Origin of the sequence: Pectobacterium colocasium (assembly GCF_020181655.1) — a bacterium.
GTDB classification, from domain to species: domain Bacteria; phylum Pseudomonadota; class Gammaproteobacteria; order Enterobacterales; family Enterobacteriaceae; genus Pectobacterium; species Pectobacterium colocasium.
In genome coordinates this window covers 2,881,312-2,907,753 of sequence record NZ_CP084032.1, presented here as the reverse complement: position 1 = coordinate 2,907,753, position 26,442 = coordinate 2,881,312, and the positions used below count along the sequence as shown (strand labels likewise).

General features: G+C 49.9%; 24 protein-coding genes. 16 read left to right on the top strand and 8 right to left on the bottom strand.

From position 1 onward, the window contains the following. Positions 1-3: 3 nt before the first annotated feature. Positions 4-405 (bottom strand): hypothetical protein, encoded by a 402-nt coding sequence (locus LCF41_RS13005; RefSeq protein WP_225084974.1) that lies wholly within the window; start codon positions 403-405, stop codon positions 4-6. Between the two features lie 427 nt (positions 406-832). Between LCF41_RS13005 and sufA the strand changes: the two genes are divergently transcribed. The 7 genes from sufA (at position 833) to LCF41_RS12970 (ending at position 7,963) form a co-directional block, all read left to right on the top strand. Then, on the top strand, positions 833-1,204 hold the full coding sequence (sufA, locus tag LCF41_RS13000) for a Fe-S cluster assembly scaffold SufA (RefSeq protein WP_015840661.1): 372 nt from the start codon (positions 833-835) through the stop codon (positions 1,202-1,204). A 13-nt stretch (positions 1,205-1,217) separates the two neighbouring features. Further along, positions 1,218-2,717, top strand: a complete 1,500-nt coding sequence (gene sufB, locus LCF41_RS12995; RefSeq protein ID WP_225084973.1) for a Fe-S cluster assembly protein SufB — start codon at positions 1,218-1,220, stop codon at positions 2,715-2,717. Between the two features lie 97 nt (positions 2,718-2,814). Beyond that, entirely contained in the window at positions 2,815-3,561 is a 747-nt protein-coding gene (sufC, locus tag LCF41_RS12990) for a Fe-S cluster assembly ATPase SufC (protein WP_014700368.1), read from the top strand. Next, the gene (gene sufD, locus LCF41_RS12985) at positions 3,536-4,882 is read left to right on the top strand and encodes a Fe-S cluster assembly protein SufD (RefSeq protein WP_225084972.1); all 1,347 of its coding nucleotides are present in this window, start codon (positions 3,536-3,538) and stop codon (positions 4,880-4,882) included. Before sufC ends, sufD begins: the two co-directional genes overlap by 26 nt. Continuing rightward, on the top strand, positions 4,882-6,105 hold the full coding sequence (gene sufS / locus LCF41_RS12980; protein WP_225088174.1) for a cysteine desulfurase SufS: 1,224 nt from the start codon (positions 4,882-4,884) through the stop codon (positions 6,103-6,105). The genes sufD and sufS overlap by 1 nt, the downstream gene beginning before the upstream one ends. A gap of 32 nt (positions 6,106-6,137) precedes the next feature. Continuing rightward, the gene (sufE, locus tag LCF41_RS12975) at positions 6,138-6,554 is read left to right on the top strand and encodes a cysteine desulfuration protein SufE (protein WP_225084971.1); all 417 of its coding nucleotides are present in this window, start codon (positions 6,138-6,140) and stop codon (positions 6,552-6,554) included. Positions 6,555-6,940: 386 nt separating this feature from the next. Further along, positions 6,941-7,963: a L,D-transpeptidase family protein gene (locus LCF41_RS12970; RefSeq protein ID WP_225084970.1), complete on the top strand. Its 1,023-nt coding sequence runs from the start codon at positions 6,941-6,943 to the stop codon at positions 7,961-7,963. A 168-nt stretch (positions 7,964-8,131) separates the two neighbouring features. Here LCF41_RS12970 and LCF41_RS12965 read toward each other — a convergent pair whose 3' ends face one another. Further along, positions 8,132-8,368, bottom strand: coding sequence for a major outer membrane lipoprotein (locus tag LCF41_RS12965; protein ID WP_005970385.1), 237 nt, complete (start codon positions 8,366-8,368; stop codon positions 8,132-8,134). Between the two features lie 313 nt (positions 8,369-8,681). After that, positions 8,682-10,094: a pyruvate kinase PykF gene (gene pykF / locus LCF41_RS12960; protein ID WP_225084969.1), complete on the bottom strand. Its 1,413-nt coding sequence runs from the start codon at positions 10,092-10,094 to the stop codon at positions 8,682-8,684. Positions 10,095-10,392: 298 nt separating this feature from the next. Here pykF and LCF41_RS12955 point away from each other — a divergent pair, with 298 nt between their 5' ends. The 7 genes from LCF41_RS12955 to LCF41_RS12925 all read left to right on the top strand — a co-directional run bounded on the left by LCF41_RS12955 (position 10,393) and on the right by LCF41_RS12925 (position 19,566). Continuing rightward, positions 10,393-10,548 (top strand): hypothetical protein, encoded by a 156-nt coding sequence (locus LCF41_RS12955; protein ID WP_225084968.1) that lies wholly within the window; start codon positions 10,393-10,395, stop codon positions 10,546-10,548. A 190-nt stretch (positions 10,549-10,738) separates the two neighbouring features. Beyond that, complete coding sequence (gene licT, locus LCF41_RS12950; protein ID WP_225084967.1) at positions 10,739-11,602, top strand: BglG family transcription antiterminator LicT; 864 nt, start codon at positions 10,739-10,741, stop codon at positions 11,600-11,602. A gap of 312 nt (positions 11,603-11,914) precedes the next feature. Then, the gene (gene bglF, locus LCF41_RS12945; protein ID WP_225084966.1) at positions 11,915-13,816 is read left to right on the top strand and encodes a PTS beta-glucoside transporter subunit IIABC; all 1,902 of its coding nucleotides are present in this window, start codon (positions 11,915-11,917) and stop codon (positions 13,814-13,816) included. A 35-nt stretch (positions 13,817-13,851) separates the two neighbouring features. After that, positions 13,852-15,246, top strand: a complete 1,395-nt coding sequence (locus tag LCF41_RS12940; RefSeq protein ID WP_225084965.1) for a glycoside hydrolase family 1 protein — start codon at positions 13,852-13,854, stop codon at positions 15,244-15,246. Positions 15,247-15,520: 274 nt separating this feature from the next. Beyond that, entirely contained in the window at positions 15,521-17,170 is a 1,650-nt protein-coding gene (locus LCF41_RS12935) for a carbohydrate porin (protein ID WP_225084964.1), read from the top strand. A 92-nt stretch (positions 17,171-17,262) separates the two neighbouring features. Beyond that, positions 17,263-18,447 carry an alpha/beta hydrolase-fold protein gene (locus LCF41_RS12930; RefSeq protein WP_225084963.1) on the top strand — a complete coding sequence of 395 codons (1,185 nt, stop codon included), beginning with the start codon at positions 17,263-17,265 and terminating at the stop codon, positions 18,445-18,447. Between the two features lie 105 nt (positions 18,448-18,552). Next, positions 18,553-19,566 carry a nucleoside hydrolase gene (locus LCF41_RS12925; protein WP_225084962.1) on the top strand — a complete coding sequence of 338 codons (1,014 nt, stop codon included), beginning with the start codon at positions 18,553-18,555 and terminating at the stop codon, positions 19,564-19,566. 239 nt (positions 19,567-19,805) lie between these two features. Here LCF41_RS12925 and LCF41_RS12920 read toward each other — a convergent pair whose 3' ends face one another. Genes LCF41_RS12920 through LCF41_RS12900 form a run of 5 tightly spaced genes read right to left on the bottom strand, consistent with a single transcriptional unit; the run spans position 19,806 to position 23,969 of the window. After that, complete coding sequence (locus tag LCF41_RS12920) at positions 19,806-20,438, bottom strand: tetratricopeptide repeat protein (protein ID WP_225084961.1); 633 nt, start codon at positions 20,436-20,438, stop codon at positions 19,806-19,808. Beyond that, entirely contained in the window at positions 20,435-21,250 is an 816-nt protein-coding gene (locus LCF41_RS12915; protein WP_225084960.1) for an SDR family oxidoreductase, read from the bottom strand. The genes LCF41_RS12920 and LCF41_RS12915 overlap by 4 nt, the downstream gene beginning before the upstream one ends. Beyond that, on the bottom strand, positions 21,228-21,893 hold the full coding sequence (locus LCF41_RS12910; protein WP_225084959.1) for an iron-containing redox enzyme family protein: 666 nt from the start codon (positions 21,891-21,893) through the stop codon (positions 21,228-21,230). Before LCF41_RS12910 ends, LCF41_RS12915 begins: the two co-directional genes overlap by 23 nt. Then, complete coding sequence (locus LCF41_RS12905; protein ID WP_225084958.1) at positions 21,893-23,332, bottom strand: AMP-dependent synthetase/ligase; 1,440 nt, start codon at positions 23,330-23,332, stop codon at positions 21,893-21,895. Before LCF41_RS12905 ends, LCF41_RS12910 begins: the two co-directional genes overlap by 1 nt. After that, on the bottom strand, positions 23,313-23,969 hold the full coding sequence (locus LCF41_RS12900) for a thermostable hemolysin (RefSeq protein ID WP_225084957.1): 657 nt from the start codon (positions 23,967-23,969) through the stop codon (positions 23,313-23,315). The genes LCF41_RS12905 and LCF41_RS12900 overlap by 20 nt, the downstream gene beginning before the upstream one ends. A gap of 152 nt (positions 23,970-24,121) precedes the next feature. On the opposite strand from LCF41_RS12900, the gene LCF41_RS12895 reads away from it, so the two are divergent. Both LCF41_RS12895 and nrfA read left to right on the top strand, forming a co-directional pair. Then, positions 24,122-24,670: a cytochrome b gene (locus tag LCF41_RS12895; RefSeq protein WP_225084956.1), complete on the top strand. Its 549-nt coding sequence runs from the start codon at positions 24,122-24,124 to the stop codon at positions 24,668-24,670. A gap of 379 nt (positions 24,671-25,049) precedes the next feature. Continuing rightward, complete coding sequence (nrfA, locus tag LCF41_RS12890) at positions 25,050-26,426, top strand: ammonia-forming nitrite reductase cytochrome c552 subunit (protein ID WP_225088173.1); 1,377 nt, start codon at positions 25,050-25,052, stop codon at positions 26,424-26,426. The last annotated feature ends 16 nt before the right edge of the window (positions 26,427-26,442 follow it).

Here is a 26,442-nt window from a genome sequence, read left to right as displayed (position 1 = left end):
TATTCAGGGAAGAAACGGCACGCGCTTAACGAAGTCGGTCTGAAACGCGGTCGCTTTATCCCATGAACCTTGCATGCTTAGCTGATGGCAAATCGATTTCAGCGTGTTACGGGCAAAGTAGTAGCTTTGCACCCGAAAGAGGTGGCAACGCCCTTCATTATTAATCTCTTTAATCAACCGATTGTGCAGCTTGACCAGCGCATGCAGATAGCTGTCGTCATCGCCATTTCTCAGACAGAGTTCAACCATATCCATGCAGGCGTTATGATAGCGACGTAAATGGTCAATATTGCTTCCAGGGCGATTCAGGCGCGCTTCCGCCATGTAAAAATCAACGGTGGCATCGCGAATCTGGAATTTATATTCGTCAATCTGGTGGTGCAGCCAGGCAGTCACGGAAAGCATGGTGAACGATCCTGAAAATGAAATGATAATCATTATCATATTGATAAAAAAGGCGGTGATCAATGGGCAAAATGTGCTTTAACGCCAAAAAATACGATCGGGAATCACATAAATCTTCATATACCTTCCCTGTTTTATAAATAGGTATCACCGATAAATGTTATAATAATGATAACGAGATGATAATTATTATCTGGCTGTAACGTGTAGTGATGATGAATACAATTCCTTTTAAATCAATACATTAATTGATTTTTTATCGCGTTGTTTGGCACGCCCGAGACGTGTAAAATGACGCTATTGGCTTGCTAAAAACTGAAATGTTACGAATAGCCCTGCGAAACAAGAGGTTGAAGCTAGTTTCATTATCACTAACATTAGGGGAAACCAGCCTAAAACTGGTACCACACGTAATGAGGTATTCCATATGCAAGCGGAAAATGTAGGGACGTTTTCACTGGATGAAAATGTCTGGCAAGGATTGACGCTGACAGAAAGCGCCGTGAAGCAGATTAAGAATCTGATGAAGCAGGATGAGGCCGTGCAAGGACTGCGGCTCAGCGTTAAACAATCCGGCTGTGCGGGATTCGGCTATGTGCTGGATCTGGTACAGGAGTTCGAAACCGACGATCTGGTCTTCGAACGTGATGGTGCAAAACTGTATGTCCCACTGAAAGCGATGCCTTTCATTGACGGCACAGAACTCGATTTCGTCCGGGAAGGGCTGAATCAGATATTCAAGTTTAATAATCCCAGAGCGCAACATGCTTGTGGATGTGGCGAAAGCTTTGGCATTTAAGTGATGAAAAATTATGGCACGTAGCACGGTAGATGTACCTGATGATGTCCAGATCTGGATGGGTGATGGACGCTATAAAGAAGGTTTCTTTACGCAATTGGAAACCGATGAGCTGGCGCATGGCATCAATGAAGATGTCGTACGGGCGATCTCGGCGAAGCGTAATGAACCTGAGTGGATGCTGGAATTCCGTCTTAACGCCTACAAAGCGTGGCTGGAGATGGAAGAACCGCATTGGCTGAAAGCCCATTACGAGAAACTCGACTATCAGGACTATAGCTATTATTCCGCGCCTTCCTGCGGTAACTGCGACGACAGCTGCGGCTCTGAGCCCGGTGCCAAGCAGCAATCCGGGATTACGGATGTGAATAATTACCTGACCAGCGAAGTAGAGAATGCGTTTAATCAGTTGGGTGTTCCTGTCCGTGAAGGCCAGAAAGTCGCCGTCGATGCAATTTTCGACTCCGTATCCGTTGCGACCACGTATCGGCATGAGCTGGCTGAAAAAGGCATTATCTTCTGTTCATTCAGCGAGGCGATTCAGGAACATCCCGATCTGGTTCGCCAGTATCTTGGTACGGTTGTACCCGCGAACGATAACTTCTTTGCGGCGCTGAACTCGGCGGTCGCTTCTGACGGTACGTTTGTGTACATCCCGAAAGGCGTGCGTTGCCCGATGGAACTGTCGACCTATTTCCGCATCAATGCGGCGAAAACCGGCCAGTTTGAGCGTACGATCCTGATTGCCGATGATGACAGTTATGTCAGTTATATCGAAGGCTGTTCTGCGCCCGTTCGTGACACCTACCAGCTGCACGCCGCCGTGGTGGAAGTCATCATCAACAAGAATGCCGAAGTGAAATACTCCACGGTGCAGAACTGGTTCTCCGGTAAAGATGACGCAGAAGGCGGAATTCTGAACTTCGTGACCAAGCGCGCGCTGTGTGCTGGTGAGCATTCAAAAATGTCATGGACGCAGTCAGAAACTGGCTCCGCGATCACCTGGAAATACCCGAGCGTTATTCTGCGCGGTGATTACTCCGTCGGCGAATTCTTCTCTGTTGCCTTGACCAACGGTCGCCAGCAGGCCGATACCGGCACCAAGATGATTCACATCGGTAAAAACACCCGTTCGACCATCATCTCCAAAGGGATTTCCGCCGGACGCAGTGAGAACACCTACCGTGGTCTGGTGAAGATCATGCCAAGCGCGACCAACGCCCGTAACTTCACTCAGTGTGACTCTATGCTGATCGGCAGCGAGTGCGGCGCACATACCTTCCCCTACGTGGAAGTGCGCAACAATACCGCGCAGTTGGAGCACGAAGCGACGACCTCGAAAATTGGTGAAGATCAGCTGTTCTACTGTCTGCAACGCGGTATCAGCGAAGATGACGCCATCTCGATGATCGTGAACGGATTCTGTAAGGACGTCTTCTCTGAATTGCCGCTGGAATTTGCGGTAGAAGCACAAAAGTTACTGGCGATTAGCCTGGAACACAGCGTCGGTTAATTCGGCGGTTACCGGGATTTTCACAGACGAATAATGAGAATCATCGGTCCCGGAATTCATTAAGCGCTCGCCACATTGGGCGTTGGAAGGAATAAGCATGTTAAGCATCGAAAATTTAAAAGTCAGCGTAGAAGGCAAAGAGATCATCAAAGGGCTTAATCTCACCATTAAGCCGGGTGAAGTCCACGCGATTATGGGCCCGAATGGCTCAGGAAAGAGTACGCTCTCCGCAACGCTGGCTGGACGTGAAGAATATGAAGTGACCGACGGTTCGGTGAGCTTCAAAGGGAAAGATCTGCTGGAGTTGTCCCCAGAAGATCGCGCGGGCGAAGGCGTCTTCATGGCGTTCCAGTACCCTGTCGAGATCCCCGGCGTCAGCAACCAGTTCTTCCTGCAAACCTCCGTTAACGCGGTGCGTAAATATCGTGAACAGGAACCGCTGGATCGCTTTGATTTCGCCGATTTTATCGAAGAGAAGATCAAACTGTTGAATATGCCGGAAGATCTGCTGACCCGTTCGGTCAACGTGGGCTTCTCCGGCGGTGAGAAGAAGCGTAACGATATTCTGCAAATGGCGGCGCTGGAGCCGGATCTGTGCATTCTGGATGAGACCGACTCTGGGTTGGACATCGATGCACTGAAAATCGTCTCTAACGGCGTGAATTCCCTGCGCGACGGCAAACGTTCGTTCATCATCGTCACGCACTACCAGCGTATTCTTGATTACATTAAACCGGATCACGTCCACGTTCTGTATCAAGGGCGCATTGTGAAATCCGGTGATTTCTCGCTGGTGAAACAGTTGGAGGAGCAAGGCTATGGCTGGCTTACCGACGGGCAATAATGTGGCGAGCGAGAACGCGACGGGTAAAACCGGCATCGCACAGAAACAAGAGAAGGCATTGCAGCAATGGCATGGCTTGTTTGAACGCGATGCGTCACGCCGTTCTGAAGAAGCGAACCAGCATTGGCAGGACGTGGTGCGTCTTGGCTTACCGCACCGTAAGCACGAGCACTGGAAATACACGCCACTGGATAGTTTGCTGAGCAACGAGTTTGTTGCGCCGCAGGCCCAGTCTCTCGATCGCGCAGCGGTGGAGTCACTGGCTTTAGCGGTGGATAGCTGGCGTCTGGTGTTTGTCGATGGTGTATTCAACGCTGAGCTCAGCGACAGCGCATGGGGCCCTTATCAGGTTGACGTGCAGGCGTCGCGTGCGCAGGGCGTGTTGCCTGCGGCCATCCAGTCCGAGGTGTTCCTGCATTTGACCGAAAGTCTGGCGAGTGAAAGCACGCTGATTCGTCTGGCTGCCGGACAGCAGGCGGACAAACCGCTTTACCTGTTGCACATCAGCAGCAGTCAGGCGGCGGCATTGAACACCGTTCACCATCGCCATCATTTGAACGTTGAACGCGGTGCGAGTGCGGAAATTATTGAGCACTACGTCAGTCTGGATGAGCATGCCCACTTTACCGGCGCACGCCTGACGGTGAATGCGGCGGAAAACAGTCAGGTGAGTCACTATAAACTGGCGTTTGAAGCGGCAGCGAGCTACCACTTCGCGCATAACGATTTGGTGCTGGCACGTGATGCACGGGTTCGTAGCCACAGCTTCCTGCTGGGAGCGGGGCTGACGCGTCACAACACTAGCGCTCAGTTGAATGGCGAAGGCACCAATCTGTCCATGAACAGCCTGATTCTGCCGGTTGGCAGCGAAGTGTGCGATACGCGAACGTATCTGGAACACAATCAGGGTTACGGCGAAAGCCGTCAGTTGCATAAAGTCATCGTCAACGATCGCGCCAAAGCGGTGTTTAACGGCATGATAAAAGTTGCGCCTCATGCGCTGAAAACTGACGGGCAGATGACCAACAATAACCTGCTGTTGGGCAGACTGGCTGAGGTTGATACCAAGCCGCAGTTGGAAATCTACGCGGATGACGTGAAATGCAGCCACGGTGCCACTATTGGCCGTATGGACGAAGAACAACTGTTCTATCTGCGTTCCCGTGGTATTACGCAGCAGGATGCGCAACAGATGATCATTTTCGCCTTCGCGGCGGAAGTCACAGAAGCGATTGAAAACGACTCTCTGCGAGATGTGGTTTTGCAACGTATCGCACAGCGTTTGCCAAACGCGCTGGCGAATGCCGGCAAGGCGGTATGATGAGTTATCCTATTGAGCGGGTTCGAGCCGATTTTCCGGTGCTGGCAAATGAAGTTAACGGCCAGCCGTTAGCCTATCTTGATAGCGCGGCGAGTGCGCAAAAACCGCAGTCGGTTATCGAACGTGAAGCAGAATTCTATCGCCATGAATACGCGGCGGTGCATCGCGGCATTCACACGCTGAGCGCGCAGGCGACCAGTGCGATGGAAGCCGTGCGCGAAAAGGTGGCAGCCTTTATCAATGCCGCTTCGGTAGACGAGATTGTCTTTGTTCGCGGGACGACGGAGGCCATCAATCTGGTGGCTAACAGCTATGGCCGCACCTTCATCCAGCCGGGCGACAACCTGATCATCACCGAGATGGAACACCACGCGAATATTGTTCCCTGGCAGATGCTGGCGGAAGCGCGTGGCGTTGAGGTTCGCGTATTGCCGTTGGCCGAAGATGGCTCGCTGGATGTTGCACAGCTTCCCACATTGCTGGATGAACGTACTCGCCTGCTGGCGGTGACGCACATCTCTAACGTACTCGGTGCGTTGAATCCGGTTAAGGCCATGATCGCACAAGCAAAAGCGGCTGGCGCAGTCGTGTTGGTTGATGGCGCGCAGTCGATTATGCATCAGCCTGTCGATGTGCAGGATCTGGACTGCGATTTCTTTGTCTTTTCAGGACATAAGATCTACGGCCCTTCAGGTATTGGTGTGCTGTACGGCAAACGTGACCTGCTTCAGGCCATGCCGCCGTGGGAAGGCGGCGGGGCGATGATTCGTCAGGTTAGTCTGCGTACAGGCACCACCTATGCGGATTCACCGTGGCGCTTTGAGGCCGGTTCGCCCAACACGGGCGGCATCATGGGCTTAGGTGCCGCGTTGGACTATGTGACGGCGCTGGGACGGGAAGAGATTCAACGTTATGAATCCTCACTGATGCAGTATGCGCTGGAAGCGCTAACGCAGGTGCCCGATCTGACGTTGTACGGCCCTGTTGAGCGTCACGGTGTTATTGCGTTTAATCTTGGGCAGCACCACGCCTATGATGTTGGAAGTTTCCTCGATCGTTACGGTATTGCGATTCGCACCGGCCACCATTGCGCGATGCCGCTGATGGAACACTATGGTGTTCCCAGTATGTGCCGCGCCTCGCTGGCCGTTTATACTACACGCGAAGAAATTGACCGGCTGGTTGCCGGATTGCAACGTATCCATCGATTGCTGGGCAGTTAAGCGCCGCGCGCATACTGTTCGGGGAGGAAAACATGGCGAGTCTGCCAGAACCGCAGAAACTGGCGCGCAACTTTGCACGCTGTAATGACTGGGAAGAGAAATATCTTTATATCATTGAGTTAGGTGAGCGACTTGATCCACTGACTGATGAATGGCGTAATTCAGATAACCTGATTTCGGGGTGCCAGAGCCAGGTTTGGATTGTGGCACAGCCTGATGAGCAGGGCGTTATCACTCTGCACGGCGACAGCGATGCCGCTATTGTGAAGGGACTGATTGCGGTGGTTTTCAGCCTGTATCAGGGGCTGACAGCGCAGGAAATCGTTGAGCTGGATGTGCGACCTTTCTTTGAATCGCTGGCGTTGAATCAACATCTGACGCCATCTCGCTCCCAGGGGCTTGAGGCGATGCTGCGCGCGATTCGTGCGCATGCCGCAGCACTGCTTTAATTTTCTTCCCTGTTTTCTGCTTTCCTGAAGTGTAAAAAAGCGCTGTGACGTAAAAAACGTCCAGCGCTTTTTTGTTTTTTTACTTACTGGTTTTTATCAACGGTATGTTATTGCTTTCCGGTATATTTATTAACTCGCTGATATTTCAGAATTCGTCCCGTATATTTATTTCCCGTTAAATTTTATGCTGACTCTGCTTTGTAAAGAATTGAATATCAATGCTTTGATTTTTAAATAAAATATTCTTTTGTTACAACAATGCTAATATATACCCATGTTCGGTGGAGAGAGGCAGTAATAGCCGGATTGACACCCGATCAAGAGGTATAGCCGGATAGTACATTCTGGGTGCATAACCAGATGTTATTGATTGTAGGGAACCTAATATGAAACGCGCGTTAACTTTACTTGGTATGGCCTTCGCGGCATATCTGGCCAGCACCGCCGCCAAAGCGACGGAATATCCGCTACCGCCACCAAATAGCCGCCTTATCGGCGAGAATATCGCTTATACGGTCCCCAATGATGGTCGTCCGCTGGAAGCTATCGCAGCGGATTTCAAGATTGGTTTATTGGGCATGATGGAAGCGAATCCTGGCGTGGATCCTTACCTGCCGACCGCGGGTTCCACACTCACGATCCCCACGCAAATGCTGCTGCCGGATACCCCGCGTGAAGGTATTGTGGTCAATCTTGCTGAGCTGCGTCTCTACTACTACCCGAAAGGGAAGAATACCGTCATTGTTTACCCAATCGGCATCGGTCAATTGGGGCGCAATACGCCACTGATGACGACCAGCGTGAGTGAGAAGCGTGAGAATCCGACCTGGACGCCAACGGCGAACATTCGTAAACATTATCTTGAAGAGCAGGGCATTAAACTGCCCGCTGTCGTTCCGGCTGGCCCGGATAACCCGATGGGATTACATGCGTTGCGTCTGTCTGCGCACGGCGGCGTTTATCTGCTGCACGGAACGAATGCGGACTTCGGTATCGGCATGCGTGTGAGCTCCGGCTGTATTCGTCTGCGCCCGGATGACATTAAAGCGCTGTTCGACAATGTGCCAGTCGGTACGCGAGTGCAGATTGTTAACGATGCGATTAAAACCTCCGTTGAACCGGACGGCAAACGCTACGTTGAAGTGCATCAGCCTTTATCCAAGACCGATAAGGACGATCCGCAAACCATGCCGATTCCGCTGACGGCGAAGACGCAGAAGTTTGTCAAAGATGCAGAAACGGACAGTAAAGCGGTTGCTGATGCGATTGTGCGTCGTTCAGGGATGCCGATCGTGGTGAGCGTAGGGCAAGATATCAATACCTATCAGCCACCGGTAGAATCATCGCCAGAAGCGCCTGGAACGCATCAGGCAGCGCCGATCACGGCTATCAGTACCACCGCTCGCTGATAATGAAATAAATTGGCCAGATGCGTTTAGGCGCATCTGTGCTGGCTTAGAGATAGCGAGGAAGGATGAACAGGCGACAAAGGGATTGAAAGGGAAAGCTGAAAGCGTAAAACGCAGGCAAAAAAATGGCGCACAATGTGCGCCATTTTCACTACTTAACCAGCTCGATTACTTTTTGTAAGTACGAACTTGGTTGTCCAGACGCTGGTTAGCACGAGCTGCGTCGTCTTTAGCAGCTTGTACGTCAGAGCGGATTGCGTTCACGTCGTTGCTCAGTTGGTCAACTTTAGCGTTCAGAGTCTGAACGTCAGAAGACAGCTGATCAATTTTAGCGTTGCTTGAACAACCAGCAAGCAGAGTAGAACCCAGGATTACCGCGCCCAGTACCAGTTTAGTACGATTCATTATTAATACCCTCTAGATTGAGTTAATCTCCATGTAGCGTTACAAGTATTACACAAACTTTTTTCTAATGAGAATAAATTTTTGATGAGAACATGCTTAATTTTGATCGTTCGCTCAAAGAAACAGCGAGTTTTACATATTCATTAAAAAAGTAAGGAAAACAGTGCTATTTTTATCGGATAACTCCGAGGCTTTAGGCTATTAAATGGCGTGTTACGCAAACGCATTAATTAGGTTATCGCACTGTAGAAAGTCGTTTCAGAATATAAAAAAAGCGCCATTAAGGCGCTTTTTACCGATCTGATTATTGGGATCAGAGGCGGTGTACGGAAGAGGTGTTGGTGGTGCCGCTGGAAACCAGTGCGCCAGAAACCATCACCACAACATCGCCAGCTTGCGCATAACCGCTGTTCAGCGCGGCTTCTTTACCGATGCGATAGAAGTCATCGGTAGAAGCGATTTCTTTCACCAGCAGCGTATCAATGCCTTTGCTCAGCAGCAGTTGACGCGCAGTGACTTCGTTCGTGGTCAGCGCCAGAATGCGGGCATTCGGGAAGTATTTGCGGATTGATTTGGCAGACTTACCGCCGCTGGTTGCAACGACAATCAGCGGCGCATCCAGTTTCTCTGCAGTTTCTACCGCACCGCGGCAGACCGCTTCGGTGATACGCAATACTGGAGGCGTCTTGATGCTATCCAGACGGCTTTTCATCACAGAATCTGTGCGCTGACAGATCGTTGCCATAATGGTAACGGATTCCAGCGGGTATTTCCCTTTCGCACTTTCACCAGACAGCATCACAGCATCGGTACCATCGATGATGGCGTTAGCAACATCGCCGGCTTCTGCGCGGGTAGGGCGTGGGTTTTTGATCATGGAGTCCAGCATTTGCGTTGCGGTGATTACCACTTTGCGTGCCAGATTACATTTTTCGATCATCATTTTCTGCGCGAAGATCACTTCTTCTACAGGGATTTCAACGCCCAGATCGCCACGAGCGACCATGATACCGTCAGACGCTTCCAGGATTTCGTCGAAATTGTTCAGGCCTTCCTGGTTTTCGATCTTGGAGATGATCTGGATGTGTTCGCCACCGTGTGCTTTCAGGTGAGCGCGAATTTCTTCAACGTCGGAACGCTTACGAATAAAGGATGCGGCAACGAAATCGACACCTTGCTCGCAACCGAAAATCAGATCGCGCTTGTCTTTTTCAGCCAGTGCCGGCAGTTGGATGGAAACGCCAGGCAGGTTGACACCTTTATTCTCGCCCAGATCGCCGTTGTTCAGCACTTTACAAACAACATCGTTGCCGTTGATTGCCGTAACCTGCATACCGATCAGGCCGTCATCAACCAGAACGGTGTTGCCGACGCTCAGATCTTCAGTAAAACCCGCGTACGTGACCGCGACGCGATCTTTGTTACCTACCACGCTCTGATCGGTGGTGAACGTGAACGTCTGACCCGCAGTCAGCGTTACGTCAGCGCCGTTTTCCAGCTTCATGGTGCGGATTTCCGGGCCTTTGGTGTCAAGCAGGATAGCGGCTTTCTTGCCGGTTTTTTCCATAACGGCACGCAGGTTCTTGATGCGTTGACCGTGTTCTGCGTAATCCCCGTGCGAGAAATTCAGGCGCATAACATTCATGCCGGCAGACAGCAGGTTGCTCAGCACTTCTTCTGACTCTGTTTTCGGCCCGATGGTACAAACAATTTTTGTCTTTTTCATACGATAGTTTCTACAAGTTGTGATGGATAAAAAAACGAGTGAACCAGTGGCGATGTGAGACAAGCCGCTGGAAAGAATCAATGAGGAAACAGTATAGAAAAGGTAAGTATAGATGGTCGTCGTGAATGGATGATGATGTGCGCAGTCGCTCGTCGCATGGGATTAGCGGAGTTCGCGTTGGCGATGCCGTTGATAATAATGTTATTGATAGTGGCACGTTGTTTAGCTGAAACCATTCAATTGAAACGACGTTCCGTATTATAGTTATTAAGCGACGAGAAACAAGGTGGTAAAAGGAATGAAATTGAATATTTTGTCGCGTTTACGCAAAAAACTGAGCGATTTGGTGTTTTTCCCTAACTTTGTTGCGCAACTGCCTAAGTCATTCGCGGCAGGAATGCGCGATTACAGCGAACCGAGGCAAGTGAGCAATTCTTGTAACAGCGGGCAATAAATAAAGAAAATACGTGTAAGCAGCGCGCTTTTCTGTCGATCCGTATCACGTTTTTGTGTCATGCTTCTTGAGAAGATGAAGGCAGATGGTAGTTTAGCTGCCATTGCGGATTGTTACTGCGTAAGCAGGCAAAACCAGATGCTCGTTCTTGCTACGGGTGTCTGGTTTTTTTGTTTCCAGGGTTTGAAAAATGAAGATTGCCAAAATACTCAACAATAATGTCGTTACCGTAATCGACGAAAACAATAATGAGTCGGTTGTGATGGGACGCGGGCTGGGCTTCAAAAAGCACTCTGGCGACCTGCTGGACGAAACGCTGATTGAACGTGTGTTTGTGATGAAATCCGGGGAACTGACATCACGTCTACAGGAGTTGCTGTCAGAGATTCCGATGGAGGTCATTACGACAGCAGATAAGATCATTTTGCTGGCAAAAGATCGTTTGCCGGGGAAATTGCAAAACAGCGTCTATATCTCTTTAACGGATCACTGTCATTTTGCGATAGAGCGCCATAAACAAGGGGTGGATATCCGCAATGTGTTGTTATGGGAAATAAAGCGTCTGTACCCAAAAGAGTTCGCTGTCGGCCTGGAAGCGCTGGATATTATTGAGCAGCGTTTGGCCGTGCGCTTACCGGAAGATGAAGCCGGGTTTATTGCTTTGCATCTGGTGAACGCGCAGCTCGATAGCGAAATGCCGGAAGTCCTGCAAATTACCAAAATCATGCAGGAAATACTGAATATTGTAAAATATCAGCTGAATCTGGATTATAACGAACACGCATTAAGCTATCACCGCTTTGTGACGCATCTGAAGTTCTTCGCACAGCGGTTAATAGGAAAAAGCACGGTATTTAGTGATGATGAGTCATTACATGATGTCGTGAAAGAACGATATCAACTGTCTTATCGCTGTGCGGAAAAAATACAGGCACACATTATTCAAAAGTACCACTACACGTTAACGAAAGAAGAGTTGATGTTTTTAACGATTCATATTGAACGTGTCCGGACAGAAGGTCAGGATAAAATAGAACCCGGTGATGGGGAATAATTTCTGCTAATTTGCTTTTCGTCACAAAATAGCCGTATGGCAAGGTAAATATTCTTGCATACGGTGAAAGTGAAAGCATAAAGTATGTGGAAAGCAAATTATCAGATGAAGTAAGTTTTATTGTCGGCACAGTCGTTGTGCGGGCACATAAACAGGATTGTTACTGTCAGGCTAGTCTCGGCGGGCAGGCAAAACCTAAATCGTTTTCTCAATGCTTATTGGGAAAAGCGATTTAGGTTTTTTTTTGTCTCAAACAGAACTGGCAATCTTAAATTATTGATATTTAAGTCTGTTTAGCATTAAGGATAGACGATGGAATACAAAGCATTAGCAAGCGAGATACTCGATGGTGTCGGCGGACGCGGCAACATCATTAGTGTAATACACTGTGCAACCCGATTACGTTTTAAATTAAAAGATAACAAAAAAGCGGATGCCGCAGCGCTGAAAGATAACTCAGGCGTGATCATGGTGGTTGAAAGCGGCGGACAATTTCAGGTCGTCGTAGGCAATCACGTCAGCGATGTCTATCGCAGCTTACTGGATATTTCCGGGTTGCGCGACCAGACTGATTCCGAAAATGTTGGGGACGACTATGAGAAGAAAGGAAATCTTCTTTCCCGCTTTATCGATATTATTTCTGGAATATTTACGCCGTTAATTGGTGTCATGGTTGCTTCCGGTATTTTAAAGGGGTTTTTAGCACTGAGTTTAGTGTGCGGATGGATGGTTGAAGCCAGCGGAACGTATAAAGTTCTGTTTGCGGCAAGCGATGCATTATTCTTTTTCTTCCCGGTGGTGTTAGGGTATACCGCAGGGAAAAAATTTGGTGGAAATCCATTCGTTACAATGGTGATTGGCGCCACGCTGGTACATCCTTCCATGATCGCCGAATTTGGCGCGATGCAGAATGCGAATTATCAGCAGCTGTATTTCCTGGGTATTCCGATCACCTTTATTAATTATGCTTCTTCTGTTATTCCGATTATTTTCTCAGCCTGGCTATCTTCACGTTTGGAAAGGCCTCTGAACGCCATATTGCATATCAATATTCGCAATTTCTTCACGCCGCTGCTGTGCCTCTGTATCACGGTCCCCGTCACGTTCCTGCTGATTGGGCCAGCGGCAACCTGGCTTGGACATATGCTGGCTGGTGGCTATCAGTTGATCTACGGATTGAACTCCACGATTGCGGGCGCACTGATGGGTGCGCTGTGGCAGGTGTTCGTGATCTTTGGTCTGCACTGGGGCTTGACGCCGCTGATGATCAACAACCTCAGCGTGTTGGGCCACGACACACTGCTGCCGCTGCTGACGCCTGCGGTATTAGGGCAGGCGGGAGCGGTGCTGGGCGTGCTGCTGCGTACGCGTGATATGAAGCTGAAAGGGATTTCTGGTTCGGCATTTTCGGCAGCAATCTTTGGTATTACAGAACCTGCGGTGTATGGGGTCACGCTGCCGCTGAAGCGTCCTTTCATCTTTGGCTGTTTGGGCGGTGCAATCGGCGCTGGTGTGCTGGGGTATTTCAACACCACGATTTATTCCTTCGGCTTCCCGAGCATCTTTACCTTTACCCAGGTTATCCCACCGACAGGTGTCGATAACACGGTCTGGGCCGCCATTATTGGTACGGTGATTGCCTTTACCTTCGCGGCGGTAGCAACCTGGGCGTTTGGGATTCCGGCGCAAGAAAAAACGACAGACGCTAATGCTCCTGTGGCTGCACCGCAAGCGACACCACGCCAGAGTGATGCGACGCGTAAGCAAGAGATAAGCAGTCCCATCGAGGGCACGGCGCTGCCGCTTGAACAGGTTGGTGATGAAACGTTCGCCAGTGGGTTGATGGGAAAAGGCATTGCGATTAAGCCGCAGGCCGGGCGCGTGGTTTCACCTGTGAATGGCACGGTCGCCTCGCTGTTCAAGACCAACCATGCCATTGGGCTCGAATCGGAGGAGGGGGCTGAGGTGCTCATTCACGTCGGTATCGATACGGTGAAATTGGATGGTCAGTATTTCACTGCACACATCAAGACTGGCGATGTCGTGAAGCAGGGCGATCTTCTGGTGGAGTTTGATTATCAGGCGATTGAGAAGGCCGGTTATGACACGACAACGCCCGTCATTATCACCAATAGCGAAGATTACGTTGATGTTCTGCCTACCGCCGGAAACACCGTGCAGGAACAGGGCGCGTTACTGACGTTAATCCGCTGACATTGAAATTTATGACCCAATTGGGAGGAGAAAAGATGAGCCATCAGTTTCCGAAAGCATTCTTGTGGGGCGGCGCGATTGCAGCCAATCAGGTTGAAGGCGCGTACTTAACGGACGGCAAAGGGTTATCAACGTCCGATTTACAGCCGCAGGGTATTTTTGGTGAGATCGTCACGCGCACGCCGGGCGACAGCGGAATTAAAGATATCGCGATCGATTTTTATCATCGCTATCCCGAAGACATCGCGCTCTTTGCTGAAATGGGCTTCAAATGCCTGAGAATCTCAATTGCCTGGACGCGTATTTTCCCGCAGGGTGATGAAACCCAGCCGAATGAGGCAGGGCTGGCTTTTTACGATCGCCTGTTCGATGAAATGGCAAAGTACGGTATTCAGCCTTTGGTGACACTGTCCCACTATGAAATGCCGTATGGTCTGGTGAAGAATTACGGCGGCTGGGGAAGTCGTGAAACGATTACGTTCTTTGAGCGCTACGCTCGCACGGTATTCCAGCGCTATAAAGACAAAGTGAAATATTGGCTGACGTTCAACGAAATCAACTGTGCGTTACATGCACCTTTTACAGGAATTGGTTTACCGACTGAGAGCAGTAAGCAGGATATTTATCAGGCGATCCATCACCAGCTCGTGGCGAGTGCTAAAGCGGTGAAAGCGTGTCATGACATCATTCCTGATGCCAAGATCGGCAATATGATGCTGGGTTCCATGTTCTATCCGTTAACCTGCAAGCCTGCGGATGTTATGGAAACGATGCAGCAGAATCGCGATTGGCTGTTCTTCGGTGATGTCCAAGCCCGAGGATACTACCCAGCGTACATGAAGCGTTTCTTTGCGCAGCACGGTATTACGCTGACGGTAACGGAAGACGATAGCCAGTCGCTAAAAGAAACCATCGATTTCATTTCTTTCAGCTACTACATGACGGGCTGTGTGACGACAGATGAAGAGGTAAACCAGAAAGCCCGCGGCAATATTTTGAACATGGTGCCGAATCCGCATCTGGAAAGCTCCGAGTGGGGCTGGCAGATCGACCCGGAAGGGCTGCGCTATTTGCTGAACTATCTGTATGACCGCTACCAAAAACCGCTGTTCATTGTGGAAAACGGTTTGGGTGCCAAAGACAAACTGGAAAGCGATGGCAGCATTAACGATGACTATCGCATCAAATACCTGAACGATCACCTCTACCAAGTGGGTGAAGCGCTGGAAGATGGCGTTGAGGTGATGGGGTATACTTGCTGGGGGCCTATCGATCTGGTGAGTGCGTCAAAGGCCGAAATGTCCAAACGCTACGGCTTCATTTATGTCGATCGTGATGATGAAGGGAACGGCACATTAGAACGTCGGCGTAAGAAAAGTTTCTACTGGTATAAAGAGGTCATTTCCTCTAATGGTGAAACGTTGAAATAAATCATCGCATCGATGAGTGATTTACGCATTCATTCTCAGAGAAATACAATCTGGAATGAATGCGAACTCTATTTTTTTTACTATCCATGGGAAAGATGGCAAGGGAATAAAATGAAACGGGAGGGCGTGGACTAGCCATTAAATTATATAAACGGTTATGTGGGTTTGAAAAAATTTATAAATAGGCGGACTTGCGGCTAGCGTCGCGAGAGGGTTTTCTCAACTTAAAACCGCTGTTTTCAATGTTAACATGTACCCTACTCGGATAATAATCATGCGTAAAAAATTCCCTGTAAAGATGATGGTATTACTGATGTCGTCAGTGTTTTTGTCTAATGGTGCTATGGCTGCAAAATTGACCGTAGAAGAAAGACTGGAACTTCTGGAGAAAGAACTGGCGGCAAATAAAGCTGAATTGCAGTCAACGAAAAAAGAGTTTCGTGAATATAAGACGAACGCAGAAAATAAAGCACGTCTTGCAGCAAACTCTGTGGCAAAAGATAAACCGCTGGTTGTTGCTTCTTCTGGCACGTCATCGGCTAATCAGGTGGTTCTTGCACCTGTTGTCCAACCCGCCACAAATACGACTGATGCCGCGACAAGTTCACAACAGAAGCCATTAACGTTAGCTGAAGTGAGTAAGTTCGTTAAGGATGATATTGGTTTTAGCTATACGGGGTATTTCCGTTCTGGATGGGCCAGCGCCGATCATGGTTCACCAAAATCTTATGCCATTGGTTCATTAGGGCGTTTCGGTAATGAACACAGTGGCTGGTTTGACCTTACGCTGAGCCAAAAGGTCTTTGCTGAAGGCAACAAACGTGTTGATGCAGTGGTGCAATTGGATGGCAACGTAGGGTTACAATACGGTAGCGCTTGGTTTGGTGAGGATTCTGATAATGAAAATAAACTGCAATTCTCTCAGATGTACGTCAATACAAAAGGGTTCTTGTCCTTTGCCCCCGATGCTGATTTTTGGGTAGGTAAAAATACCCTACCGGTGTATGAAATTCAGATGCTGGATTGGAAAAGTCACCGTTCGGAATCTGCTGGCGGTATCGGTATCGAAAACTGGCAGGTTGGGGTGGGGCAATTTGATATTTCTTTGAATCGTGAAGACGTCAATGCACGTAGGTCAAATTACAATCCATCAATTACAACCGCACAGGATAAACAACAGGTCAACACCAATTCAGTGGATTTACGTTATAAAGGTATTCCATTGTGGAATAATGCGACACTGACGCTGATGGGGAAATATGTTCGAGCCAATAAAAGCACGTTGCAGAAAAACAGTGAGAACGATGGCACATATTATGATCTGAAGGACTCATGGCTCAGTTCTGTTGTGTTGAAACAAGGGTTGTATAACGGTGGCTTCAATGAATTTACCGTACAGGCTGCTAACAATTCTATCGCTAGCGGATTCGCTAATGTAAATGATGCTAATCCAGTCTATGCTAATAATGGAAATTATTACGGAGACCATTCAGGCCATTCATTTCGTTTGATTTCACAAGGTGAGCTGTACTTACGTGACGATGTCGTTATGGCGAATGCATTAGTTTACTCACAAGGTAGTGGCATTTATAGCTATGCAACAGGTGAAAATACAGACTTCAATAGTATTCGAGCCGTGCTTCGCCCTGCCTATATATGGGATAAATTTAACCAAACAGGGGTTGAATTGGCCTACTTTAATCAGACCAATAAAGTGAATGGTGTGAACTATCATGAGTCTGGATATAAAACAACGCTTTATCACGCTATTAAGGTGAATACGAGTCTCCTGACATCAAGACCAGAAATTCGTTTTTATGGCACCTATCTGAAAGCTGAAGATACCGATATCAGTAATGCGACTTTTAATGACAGTAAGAGCGATCAATTCTCCGTGGGTGTTCAAGCGGAAGTCTGGTGGTAATACCTGTCACCACGCCGGCACCGCTTCGGCGGTGTCGCTACATTTAGCAAAAACAGACTCGATTACGTGATATTCGGGATGGGATTATGCGAATGAACATGAAGAAAATAGCGTTATCATTATTGGCCTTGAGTGTATTGGCGGGGATGTCTGGCAACGCTTCGGCGCTACCCGCTGATTTTCCTGTTATGCCGTCGGCAACGGTTCCCGTGAGTCAGTATGTGACTGCGGTGAATGCGGATAGCAGCATTACTTTCCGCCTGTTTGCGCCAACGGCGAAACAAGTCAGTGTTTTTACCGGTTCGACGCCTGAGAGCATCGTGTCCCATGCGATGACGAAAGATGAATCTGGCGTGTGGTCGTTCAAGACGCCCGCGCTGGCACCGAACCTGTATGAATATTTTTTCAGCGTGGATGGGTTTCGTACCATTGATACGGGGACGGCGTTTACTAAACCGCAGCGTCAGGTCAATACCAGCCTGATTCTGGTGCCGGGAAGCATTCTGGATGTGCGTCAGGTGCCACACGGCGAACTGAGAACGCTGACTTATCACTCTAAAGAATTGAAATCAGAGCGCCAGATGTATGTCTGGGCGCCGCCGGGTTATAGCGAGTCGTCAAAACCGCTGCCGGTACTTTACTTCTATCACGGCTTTGGCGACACAGGAGCATCGGCTGTGCTTCAGGGGCGGATACCGCAGATGATGGATAACCTGCTGGCAGAGAAAAAGATTGAGCCGATGCTGGTTGTCATTCCTGATACGGAAACGGACGTGCCCGGCATCATCCCTGAAGAGTATCCACCGCAGGAGCGTCGCAAGGTGTTCTATCCGCGCAATGCGCTGGCGGCGGACAGGGAGCTGATTCATGACATTATCCCCGAGATCGGCAAACGCTTTAACGTCCGTCAGGATGCCAACGGCAGGGCGCTGGCCGGGCTGTCTCAAGGCGGCTATCAGGCGTTGGTATCCGGCATGAGCCATCTGGATCATTTCGGCTGGCTGGCCACTTTCAGCGGCGTAACCACCGAAACGGTGCCGAACACGGCCGTTGCTGCACAGCTTGAACGGCCTGAGCAGATTAATCAGCAACTGAAAAACTTTACGGTGGTGATTGGCGAAACGGACAACATCACAGGTAAAGATATTGCCGGTCTGAAAACGACGCTGGAGCAGAAGAATATCCGGTTTGACTACCGCCATTATCCGAATCTCGGTCATGAAATGGATGTCTGGCGACCGGCCTACAGCGAATTTGTTCAGAAGCTTTTTAAGTAGCGTCTTCGTGCTGCGGGCGCGTTGTCATCTGCCCGCTTTCTCTGATGGTCGCCTGCGTCGTCAGGCTGCCATATCAACGACTGCCAAGCACCGTTAAGGATAATCATGTCTATTCACAGATATTTTTGCCGTTTCGCCATGTTGATCGTGGCATTGCCTTGCCTCACTGCGCTCACCGCGCAGGCGCAAACTTCACCTTTTGACGTGGCCGATCATAAACAGATTCGCGTCATCATCAGTGCCGATGCCAAAAATGAGGCTGATGATGATTTTGCCGTTGCCCATGCGGTGCTGACGCCGACCATGCAGGTGAAAGGGCTGATTGCAGCTCATTACTCCCGTACTGCGCCGTTGATGAAACGCGATGGCGAAAACAGCATGATGGAGAGCTACCACGAGCTTCAGCGGCTGATGAACGTGATGGGGAAAACTGACATTCCCGTTTATCGCGGTGCGACACAGGCACTGAAAGCCGATGGTGGCGCGCCGGCATTGAGTGAAGGGGCGCAAGTGCTGATCAAGGAAGCATTAAAAGACGACCCGCATCCGCTGTTTGTGTTGGTTATGGGGCCGATTACGGATATCGCCGCTGCATTGCAGGCTGAGCCGAAGATCGCCAGCAAAATGACGGTGGTGTGGATTGGCGGTATGCCTTATCCGAAAGGCGGCTGGGAATACAATATGTTTAACGATCCGGTCGCGGCGAACAGCGTATTCACATCTCAGGTGCCGCTGTGGCAGGTGCCGCATAATGTCTATATGTCCGTGCGCGTCTCGCTGTCTGAGCTTGCCGTGCGCGTGAAGCCGCAGGGGAAAGTCGGAGAGTACCTGTGGCAACAGCTGATCGCGTTTAATCGCGCGATTTCCGAAACCATCAAGGACGTTCCCTGGCCGAAAAGCGAAGTCTGGGTATTGGGTGATAACCCCTCGGTTTCTCTGCTGCTGGATGACCATGAATACCACTACACATTGGTTAATGCGCCGCAGTTAAACGACGATCTGACCTATGCACCGCAGGACAATGCGCGCCAGATTCGAGTGTATAACGCCGTTGATGCCCGCTTCACGCTGGAAGATTTCTACGCCAAGCTGGCGTTGGCCTATGGACAGGTAAAGTAGACGTACGGAAAGGCATATTTCGTTTAGTTAACGGTTATTTTGGGCTGTGTTGCTCGACATATTCGTATGTGCCTCAGCCCATGATGAACCGTTGCCCGCTGCGTTCCAATTTGCCTTTGGACGATTTGTCATTCACCCGAATCACTCACTTGATTAAGTGATTCGGTTTTTTTTCTGCAACATGAATGAATCAGTGCCAACGCCTCTGACGATGTCGCACTATTTGCTTGTGCTGGCTTTCACTTTGACTGAATGCTTGCCAGCGCGTTGCCTATCTCTCGGCGGCGACCATTATCGGCAATGTCACGTCCTTGCCGGGCAGGGGCGTGAAGTGCTTTTTCCAGATAACGTTTCGCCTCATCGGCGTTTCCCTCTTTCAGCAGAAAGTCACCATAAAAATAATTGGCATCAATACCATCAGGATTGATCGCCAGCGCTTTTTTTAGCATCTCGTCGGCTTTTTTCTTGTCACCAAAACCGACGGGCCAGCCGGGAACCTGATAATAAAGCACCCCGAGGCTCGTCCAGGCTGACCCGTCAAGCGCATTGGGGTCGATGGCGATCGCTTTTTCAAGCGATGTGCGAGCCTGCTTAACCAGACTGAGAGCACCCAAACCGCCTTTTGCGCCAGCCCAACTGCTATCGATAATGCCTGACCAAATCAACAGCGTTGCATCGTTATCGTTTTTGGCACGGCTCGCTTCATGCGCTTGCTGGCTTAATGTGCTAAAACATCCTTCTTTTTGTGCTTCCAGCGTTTGATACTGACAAACGGACCATGTGTTTTGTAACGCACTCAGGGATGTATTTGCTTGCACAGACACTGACACCGCGCTGGTTAATGCGACCATCAGCATATTGCGTGTTCTCATTTATTTTCCCCTTTAGGTGAATGTCGGGCGAATGCTTGAATCACGGGTAATTTTTTGTTTAGTGCCCGGTCAACAAGCGCCGGAAACCAGGCGTTAATTTTGACAAACAGCCGTTCCATGACGCCAAAACGGTATCGCTTTTGTTCCGTTTCAAGGAGGCGGACAATTTGGGTAGCAACCACGTCTGGGGAATCGTGACGGTTACCGAGCTTGTGGTTCAGTGCATAGACCTCTTCGCTGTTGAGTGCGGTTTCTGTGGCCCGAGGGGCGACATACAGTACAGAAATCCCGCTACCCTGTAACTCACGGCTTAGGGCTTCGGAAAAACGATGCATAGCGGCTTTTGTTGCGCTGTATACGCTCCATGCGGGATGCCCAATTTCCCCAAAGATAGAACCGATATTGAGGACAATGCTTTGCTGACTCAATTTCTTTAATAATGTACGCGTGAGTAATGTTGGAATTTCAATATTAGTCCGGATTTGTTCACGAATATCATCGAAAGATTGCTGTTCAAACAACGCAAAATGGCTGCATCCTGCGTTATTAATGAGGATGTCCAGCTTACGACTTTCATTAAACCTGGCGGCAAGAGTAATGATTTCAATCTCTGAATAGGTTTTCATCAGAGCGATGCTGTGCCGTTCTGGATGGGGCAATTGCTGTTGCAGACGCTGCATCGCCTGTTCATTACGTCCTACAAGGTAGAGGATTGCCCCTTTTTCCGCTAAGGCGTGCGCGAGTGCTTGACCAATTCCGCCACTCGCCCCTGTCAGCAGAATGGTCTTATTATGCAGATTCACTTGTGCCATTCCCCAGTTGATTGAGCATCTGTGTGTACAGGTGATAAACGCGGCGAGCCGTGTGAATAATGGCGTCCTGATCTCGTTTATCCGTGACCGTATTCATCAGTAAGGCAAAAAATTTCAGGTGATCCTGATCGAGCTCGCCGTGAGAACGCAGATAGGTGGTCGCTTCTTTTGGTAGCCCCAGCGTCTGTTCAACACGTGCGGCAATGGATGACGCGATGGACACGCTCGTCCCTTCCAAAACCCACACCATGCCAAAAATGCTCATTGGGTTAACTCGTTCAATGCGGTAATAAAGAAAGGCAATCATCATTTCAATGGGCACGCCGGGCGTCCCTAATCTGACCTTTTCTGCATCTCCGCCACAGGCGCGGATATCATTCAGAATCCACTCCTGATGGCCGTATTCTTCCTCGATATATTCAGCAATGGCGCCGTGTATAGATTCATGTGATGACGGAAGGCGGCTACCTGCACACATCAATAACGGGACGGTATGGCTGACGTGATAGTAGGCCTGGGTCAAAAATTCGATATACATCTCGCGTGAAATGTTGCCATCGAGGCAACGGGCGATAGCTGGAGACGAAAGCAACTGTTGACGTTCAGTCGTCGTTTTGTTTTGTAATTGTTGATAAAAATCCATTATTGCTCCTCCTCACTACGGGTGAGAATCTGATGTTGTAGGGTTTGCCATATGGCATTTCGGCGAGGACGGCCATTGGCCGTTAACATATCGGGTGATGAAATCGTGTGGGTAAACAGTAATCGGTGCAGTTGCGCGTAATCCGGCAACCGCGCGGAAAGTGCTATCAACTGCGCCTGGGCGAGCTCCTGTTGCCCGTCAAAGGCGTCGACCAGTGCGACATTACGTACTAAGCCTTCACCGAAAATCACAATGCGGCGGACTGCGGGACAGGCCATGGCTTCCGCTTCTGGCCATTCAGGGGAAAAATTGCGGCCAAAGGCGTTGATTTGCACGTTTTTCATGCGTCCCTGGATATGGATGAAACCATCATCATCGACGCTGCCGAGATCGCCTGTCGCGACCGTCAATACGGGAGAAGAGTCCCCCAGATAACCCAGCGCATTGGCTGGACTGGACACGAGCAGTTGCCGGTCGCCATCAACCGACAGCTGGATGCCTGGCAAGGCTTTGCCTACGCTGCCCTGTCGTGTGGCGCCAGGTCGATTCAGCGCCACGACGGAACCACATTCCGACAGTCCATAGCCTTCAAAAATGGGGAGTCCGCTTTGGGCTGCAAGTTCCAGCAGTTGGGTTGAGATTTTGCCGCCACCTGCGGCAATAAAGCGCAATGACTGGGTGCTTTCCTGAACCTGCTGATGCAACTGTAACAGTACGCGCAGTAGTTCGGGCACCAGTACCAAACTCTCTGGGTGCCAGCGTAGTAGCGCCTGCAAAAATTGCGTCGCATTGAACTGGCTGGAGCCTTCAAAACCGATGTGTGAAGGTGGCAGCACCACGGTTTCTGCCCCCAGCAGCAGCGGGATGTAAATGCCACATAGGTTCTCAAGCAGAATACTGAGCGGTAATGTCACCAAATGCTTTTGTAAGTGTAGGGAGTGCAATTCACTCGCAAGGGTTTGGGCCGTCCACGCCATGCCGCTTAGGCTTAAGCACACTCCTTTCGGTTCCCCTGTCGTGCCAGACGTATAGGTAATTTTGGCTGTACCGAAAGGCAGAGAAACCGGTTCATTGACGGTTCGGGTTTGCAGTTGGCCGAGAGGAAAATCACACGTTTGCCACTCTGCCAGAGGCGCACCACCGATCCGTGCATCAATAGACGCAGATGACATGACCCAGGCTTTTTGTCCGGCGCTGAAGAAAGGGGGAATGGGGACGATCACAATCCCGCTAACAAGACAGGCAAGATCGATCATGGCCCACTCTGGACTATTTTCTAATTCAAGCGCTAGCCGCTTTATGCCGAGTGACGTTAAGTGTTCTGCAATCGCCATGACGGTTTCGTGGTATTGCTTCCAACTCCATGTCCGACCGTCACCCTGTAAAGCGGTGGCATCGGGGCACTGTTGTGCGAGGTGTTCAAGCCTGTCCAGAAACATAGGGTTCTCCCGTCGTGGTTACCCAGGGGGCATCAGGTAAAGTGGTAAACAGGTTAAGCAACATGCTTGTCTGCCTTAACGTGGTTTTTCCGTTCATGAGCTCCCCGGCCATCACCTGCGGGTCATGCTGGTAGTATTCCCCCCATTCTTGTGCCGTATCGCCCAGCCGTGCAGCGCTGGCTGGCGTCAGTAGCGTGGGTTGCAGATGGAGTCGATGAAAGATGTTGCGGATTTTCCTGGTGCCGGTGAAGACAATCCACGAGTAGTGATATTGATTAAGTAATAAACAGAGTGCGGCATACATAATGCGTGCTGAAGCGCCGTCATGCGCGGTGAAGTTTCCTATTTCGACGATTTTTTCCCGCGAAACGGGGAGGTTAATACGGGCGGACAACATCGTTTCAACAGGAACGTCAAGATACTGCTCCAGATAGAAGGCCCCTTGTGAAGCCGTCTGGACACCGCAGGCGGCTTTCAATTCACCTTTGGTGTCGTACATGCCGAGAAGCCAAGGCATACAGTGGGAAAGTGAAGCATGATAAGTCTGGCGATAGCTTTCACGTATCGATGCTGAAACATCATTATGCTCGTCTCCGCCATGTAGCCATTTTAATGTGAAGGGTGACATTATTCGCATAATATGTACCTCTGCTGAAAATAAGGTCATCCTGGCAGTGAATTATTATGTCAACCTTAAGAAAGTTGTCGGGAATGAAATTTTTTATATTAATGTACGCTTAAGGTTTTAATTCTATAAATGGCTTACTGTTAATCGGCGAGTATTTGAAAATGAAAAAAACCTATGCGACTAGCCAAATCATTTTTCACTGGCTTGTTTTTATCATGGTAGTGATTACCTATGCCGCGATGGAGCTTAAAGGGTTTACGCCAAAAAACAGCCCTGAGCGAGCAACCATGGCGCTGATGCACTATACGGCGGGTTCCTGTGTGTTAGTTTTCATGCTAATCAGAGTGTTGCTGAAAATGAGATATCGCGACCCTGCTATTGTCCCACCGCTACCGCGCTGGCAGCATATAACGGCGAAAATAACACACGGCGTGTTATACCTTATTTTTATTTCGTTACCGGCTCTTGGGATCGCCTCGCTTTATTACGGGCAGGTGGAATGGTCTTTCTTGGGAATAGCAATGCCTGTTACTCATGTATTGAATGAAAATATTCAGCACAATTTGAAATCGCTGCATGAATTGATAGCCAATACGGGTTATTTTATTATTGCTATTCATTCTGCCGCGGCGTTATTTCACCATTATATCGTGCGGGATAATACGCTGGAAAGAATGTTGCCCCTTCGCAAGGGCAGAATGTCCGAGTAGCGTTAGGGGCTTGTCCGGCACCCAGTGGGTGACTATAAGCTTCTGTTTCAGCCACGGGGTATCAGAAAGGAGTCTGGAAGCACCCGTGGCGACCTCTGTTCGTGTTTCACCGTGTGCGCCATCCTGCCGTGACTGAGACAATCCTCATATAACTTTCGATACGATTCATTACTTTTCTTTACCTTTGATCAAAAACAATATTTTGAATGCATCTTTTTGTTATTCATAGGGCGAGTAATGTCACGACAGTTGTTGTGGTTTCTGTCAAATAGATAACTAAAATGACCGCCAGCAGGCGGCTTAAATTGGACACAAACGCATGGTCAGGATAAGCACGTCAATCTCCTATCTGTGGGGCATGGTAGCCAGTCTTTTTCTTATGATGCCCGCCTATTCCGCTGATGCTCCGGCGTCACCCCCTCCTGCTCCAATAGAAGCAAGAAATTCCGTCTTCACCGCGCAACACCCCGACCAATTCAACTCGTGGAAGGCAACCCGCGAGCAGTCAGAACGCCACGATGCGCTGGCAGAAGACCCTATGATGGTGATCCTCTGGGCGGGATATCCTTTCTCCAGAGACTATAACAAGCCACGCGGCCATGCCTATGCCATCACGGACGTACGTGAAACGCTACGTACCGGCGCACCAAAGACGGCGGAAGATGGCCCTCTGCCGATGGCGTGCTGGAGTTGTAAAAGCCCGGATGTCGCCCGCTTGATTCAACAAGAAGGTGAGGACGGTTACTTCAAAGGCAAGTGGGCGCGAGGCGGGCCGGAGATGACTAACGATCTCGGCTGTGCGGACTGCCATGATACCGCATCCCCGGATTTTGCTCAGGGCAAACCGGCGCTGACGCTGTCCCGCCCTTACGCTGAGCGCGCAATGGAAGCCATTGGCAAACCGTTTGATCAAGCCAGTCGATTCGGGCAGCAGTCTATGGTCTGTGGACAGTGCCACGTTGAGTACTATTTTTCCGGTAAAGACAAAGCGGTGAAATTTCCCTGGGATAACGGCACGAAAGTCGAAGACATGGAAAAATACTATGACGCTATTTCCTTCTCCGACTGGACCAATACGCTCTCCCGCGCACCGATGCTGAAAGCCCAACATCCAGAATATGAAACCTGGAGCATTGGTATTCACGGTAAGAACAATGTGACCTGTATCGACTGCCATATGCCGAAAGTGAAAAACGCGGACGGCAAGCGGTATACCGATCACAAGATAGGTAACCCTTTCGACAATTACGGCGAAACCTGCACCAATTGCCACACGCAGGATAAAGCGGCGATGCAGAAGGTGGTTGCTGAACGCAAAACGGCTATTCAGGACTTAAAACTGAAAGCAGAAGAGCAATTGGTTCACGCGCACTTTGAGGCCAAAGCGGCCTGGGATGCCGGGGCAACCGAAGCCGAAATGCAGCCGATTCTGATGGATATCCGCCATGCGCAATGGCGCTGGGATCTGGCGGTTGCCTCTCACGGTATTCACATGCACGCGCCGGATGAAGGCTTACGGATGCTTGGCACCTCGCTGAGTAAATCCGCCGAGGCGAGAACCAAGCTGGTGCGGCTGTTGGCACAAAAAGGTGTGACTGGGGAAGTCAAGCTGCCGGATATCTCGACGAAAGAAAAAGCACAGCAGGCGATTGGGCTCAACATGCAGCAAATCAACGCCGAAAAACAGGATTTCCTGAATACGGTAGTGCCGCAGTGGGACGAGCAAGCGCGTAAAGCTGGACGACTGAGCCAATAACCCCATCGCCCGTGGA

Coding starts and splice junctions, on each gene's coding strand:
- LCF41_RS13005 (WP_225084974.1), bottom strand. CDS start 405: ATGCTTTCCGTGACTGCCTGGCTGCACCACCAGATTGACGAATATAAA.
- sufA (WP_015840661.1), top strand. CDS start 833: ATGCAAGCGGAAAATGTAGGGACGTTTTCACTGGATGAAAATGTCTGG.
- sufB (WP_225084973.1), top strand. CDS start 1,218: ATGGCACGTAGCACGGTAGATGTACCTGATGATGTCCAGATCTGGATG.
- sufC (WP_014700368.1), top strand. CDS start 2,815: ATGTTAAGCATCGAAAATTTAAAAGTCAGCGTAGAAGGCAAAGAGATC.
- sufD (WP_225084972.1), top strand. CDS start 3,536: ATGGCTGGCTTACCGACGGGCAATAATGTGGCGAGCGAGAACGCGACG.
- sufS (WP_225088174.1), top strand. CDS start 4,882: ATGAGTTATCCTATTGAGCGGGTTCGAGCCGATTTTCCGGTGCTGGCA.
- sufE (WP_225084971.1), top strand. CDS start 6,138: ATGGCGAGTCTGCCAGAACCGCAGAAACTGGCGCGCAACTTTGCACGC.
- LCF41_RS12970 (WP_225084970.1), top strand. CDS start 6,941: ATGAAACGCGCGTTAACTTTACTTGGTATGGCCTTCGCGGCATATCTG.
- LCF41_RS12965 (WP_005970385.1), bottom strand. CDS start 8,368: ATGAATCGTACTAAACTGGTACTGGGCGCGGTAATCCTGGGTTCTACT.
- pykF (WP_225084969.1), bottom strand. CDS start 10,094: ATGAAAAAGACAAAAATTGTTTGTACCATCGGGCCGAAAACAGAGTCA.
- LCF41_RS12955 (WP_225084968.1), top strand. CDS start 10,393: ATGAAATTGAATATTTTGTCGCGTTTACGCAAAAAACTGAGCGATTTG.
- licT (WP_225084967.1), top strand. CDS start 10,739: ATGAAGATTGCCAAAATACTCAACAATAATGTCGTTACCGTAATCGAC.
- bglF (WP_225084966.1), top strand. CDS start 11,915: ATGGAATACAAAGCATTAGCAAGCGAGATACTCGATGGTGTCGGCGGA.
- LCF41_RS12940 (WP_225084965.1), top strand. CDS start 13,852: ATGAGCCATCAGTTTCCGAAAGCATTCTTGTGGGGCGGCGCGATTGCA.
- LCF41_RS12935 (WP_225084964.1), top strand. CDS start 15,521: ATGCGTAAAAAATTCCCTGTAAAGATGATGGTATTACTGATGTCGTCA.
- LCF41_RS12930 (WP_225084963.1), top strand. CDS start 17,263: ATGAACATGAAGAAAATAGCGTTATCATTATTGGCCTTGAGTGTATTG.
- LCF41_RS12925 (WP_225084962.1), top strand. CDS start 18,553: ATGTCTATTCACAGATATTTTTGCCGTTTCGCCATGTTGATCGTGGCA.
- LCF41_RS12920 (WP_225084961.1), bottom strand. CDS start 20,438: ATGAGAACACGCAATATGCTGATGGTCGCATTAACCAGCGCGGTGTCA.
- LCF41_RS12915 (WP_225084960.1), bottom strand. CDS start 21,250: ATGGCACAAGTGAATCTGCATAATAAGACCATTCTGCTGACAGGGGCG.
- LCF41_RS12910 (WP_225084959.1), bottom strand. CDS start 21,893: ATGGATTTTTATCAACAATTACAAAACAAAACGACGACTGAACGTCAA.
- LCF41_RS12905 (WP_225084958.1), bottom strand. CDS start 23,332: ATGTTTCTGGACAGGCTTGAACACCTCGCACAACAGTGCCCCGATGCC.
- LCF41_RS12900 (WP_225084957.1), bottom strand. CDS start 23,969: ATGCGAATAATGTCACCCTTCACATTAAAATGGCTACATGGCGGAGAC.
- LCF41_RS12895 (WP_225084956.1), top strand. CDS start 24,122: ATGAAAAAAACCTATGCGACTAGCCAAATCATTTTTCACTGGCTTGTT.
- nrfA (WP_225088173.1), top strand. CDS start 25,050: ATGATGCCCGCCTATTCCGCTGATGCTCCGGCGTCACCCCCTCCTGCT.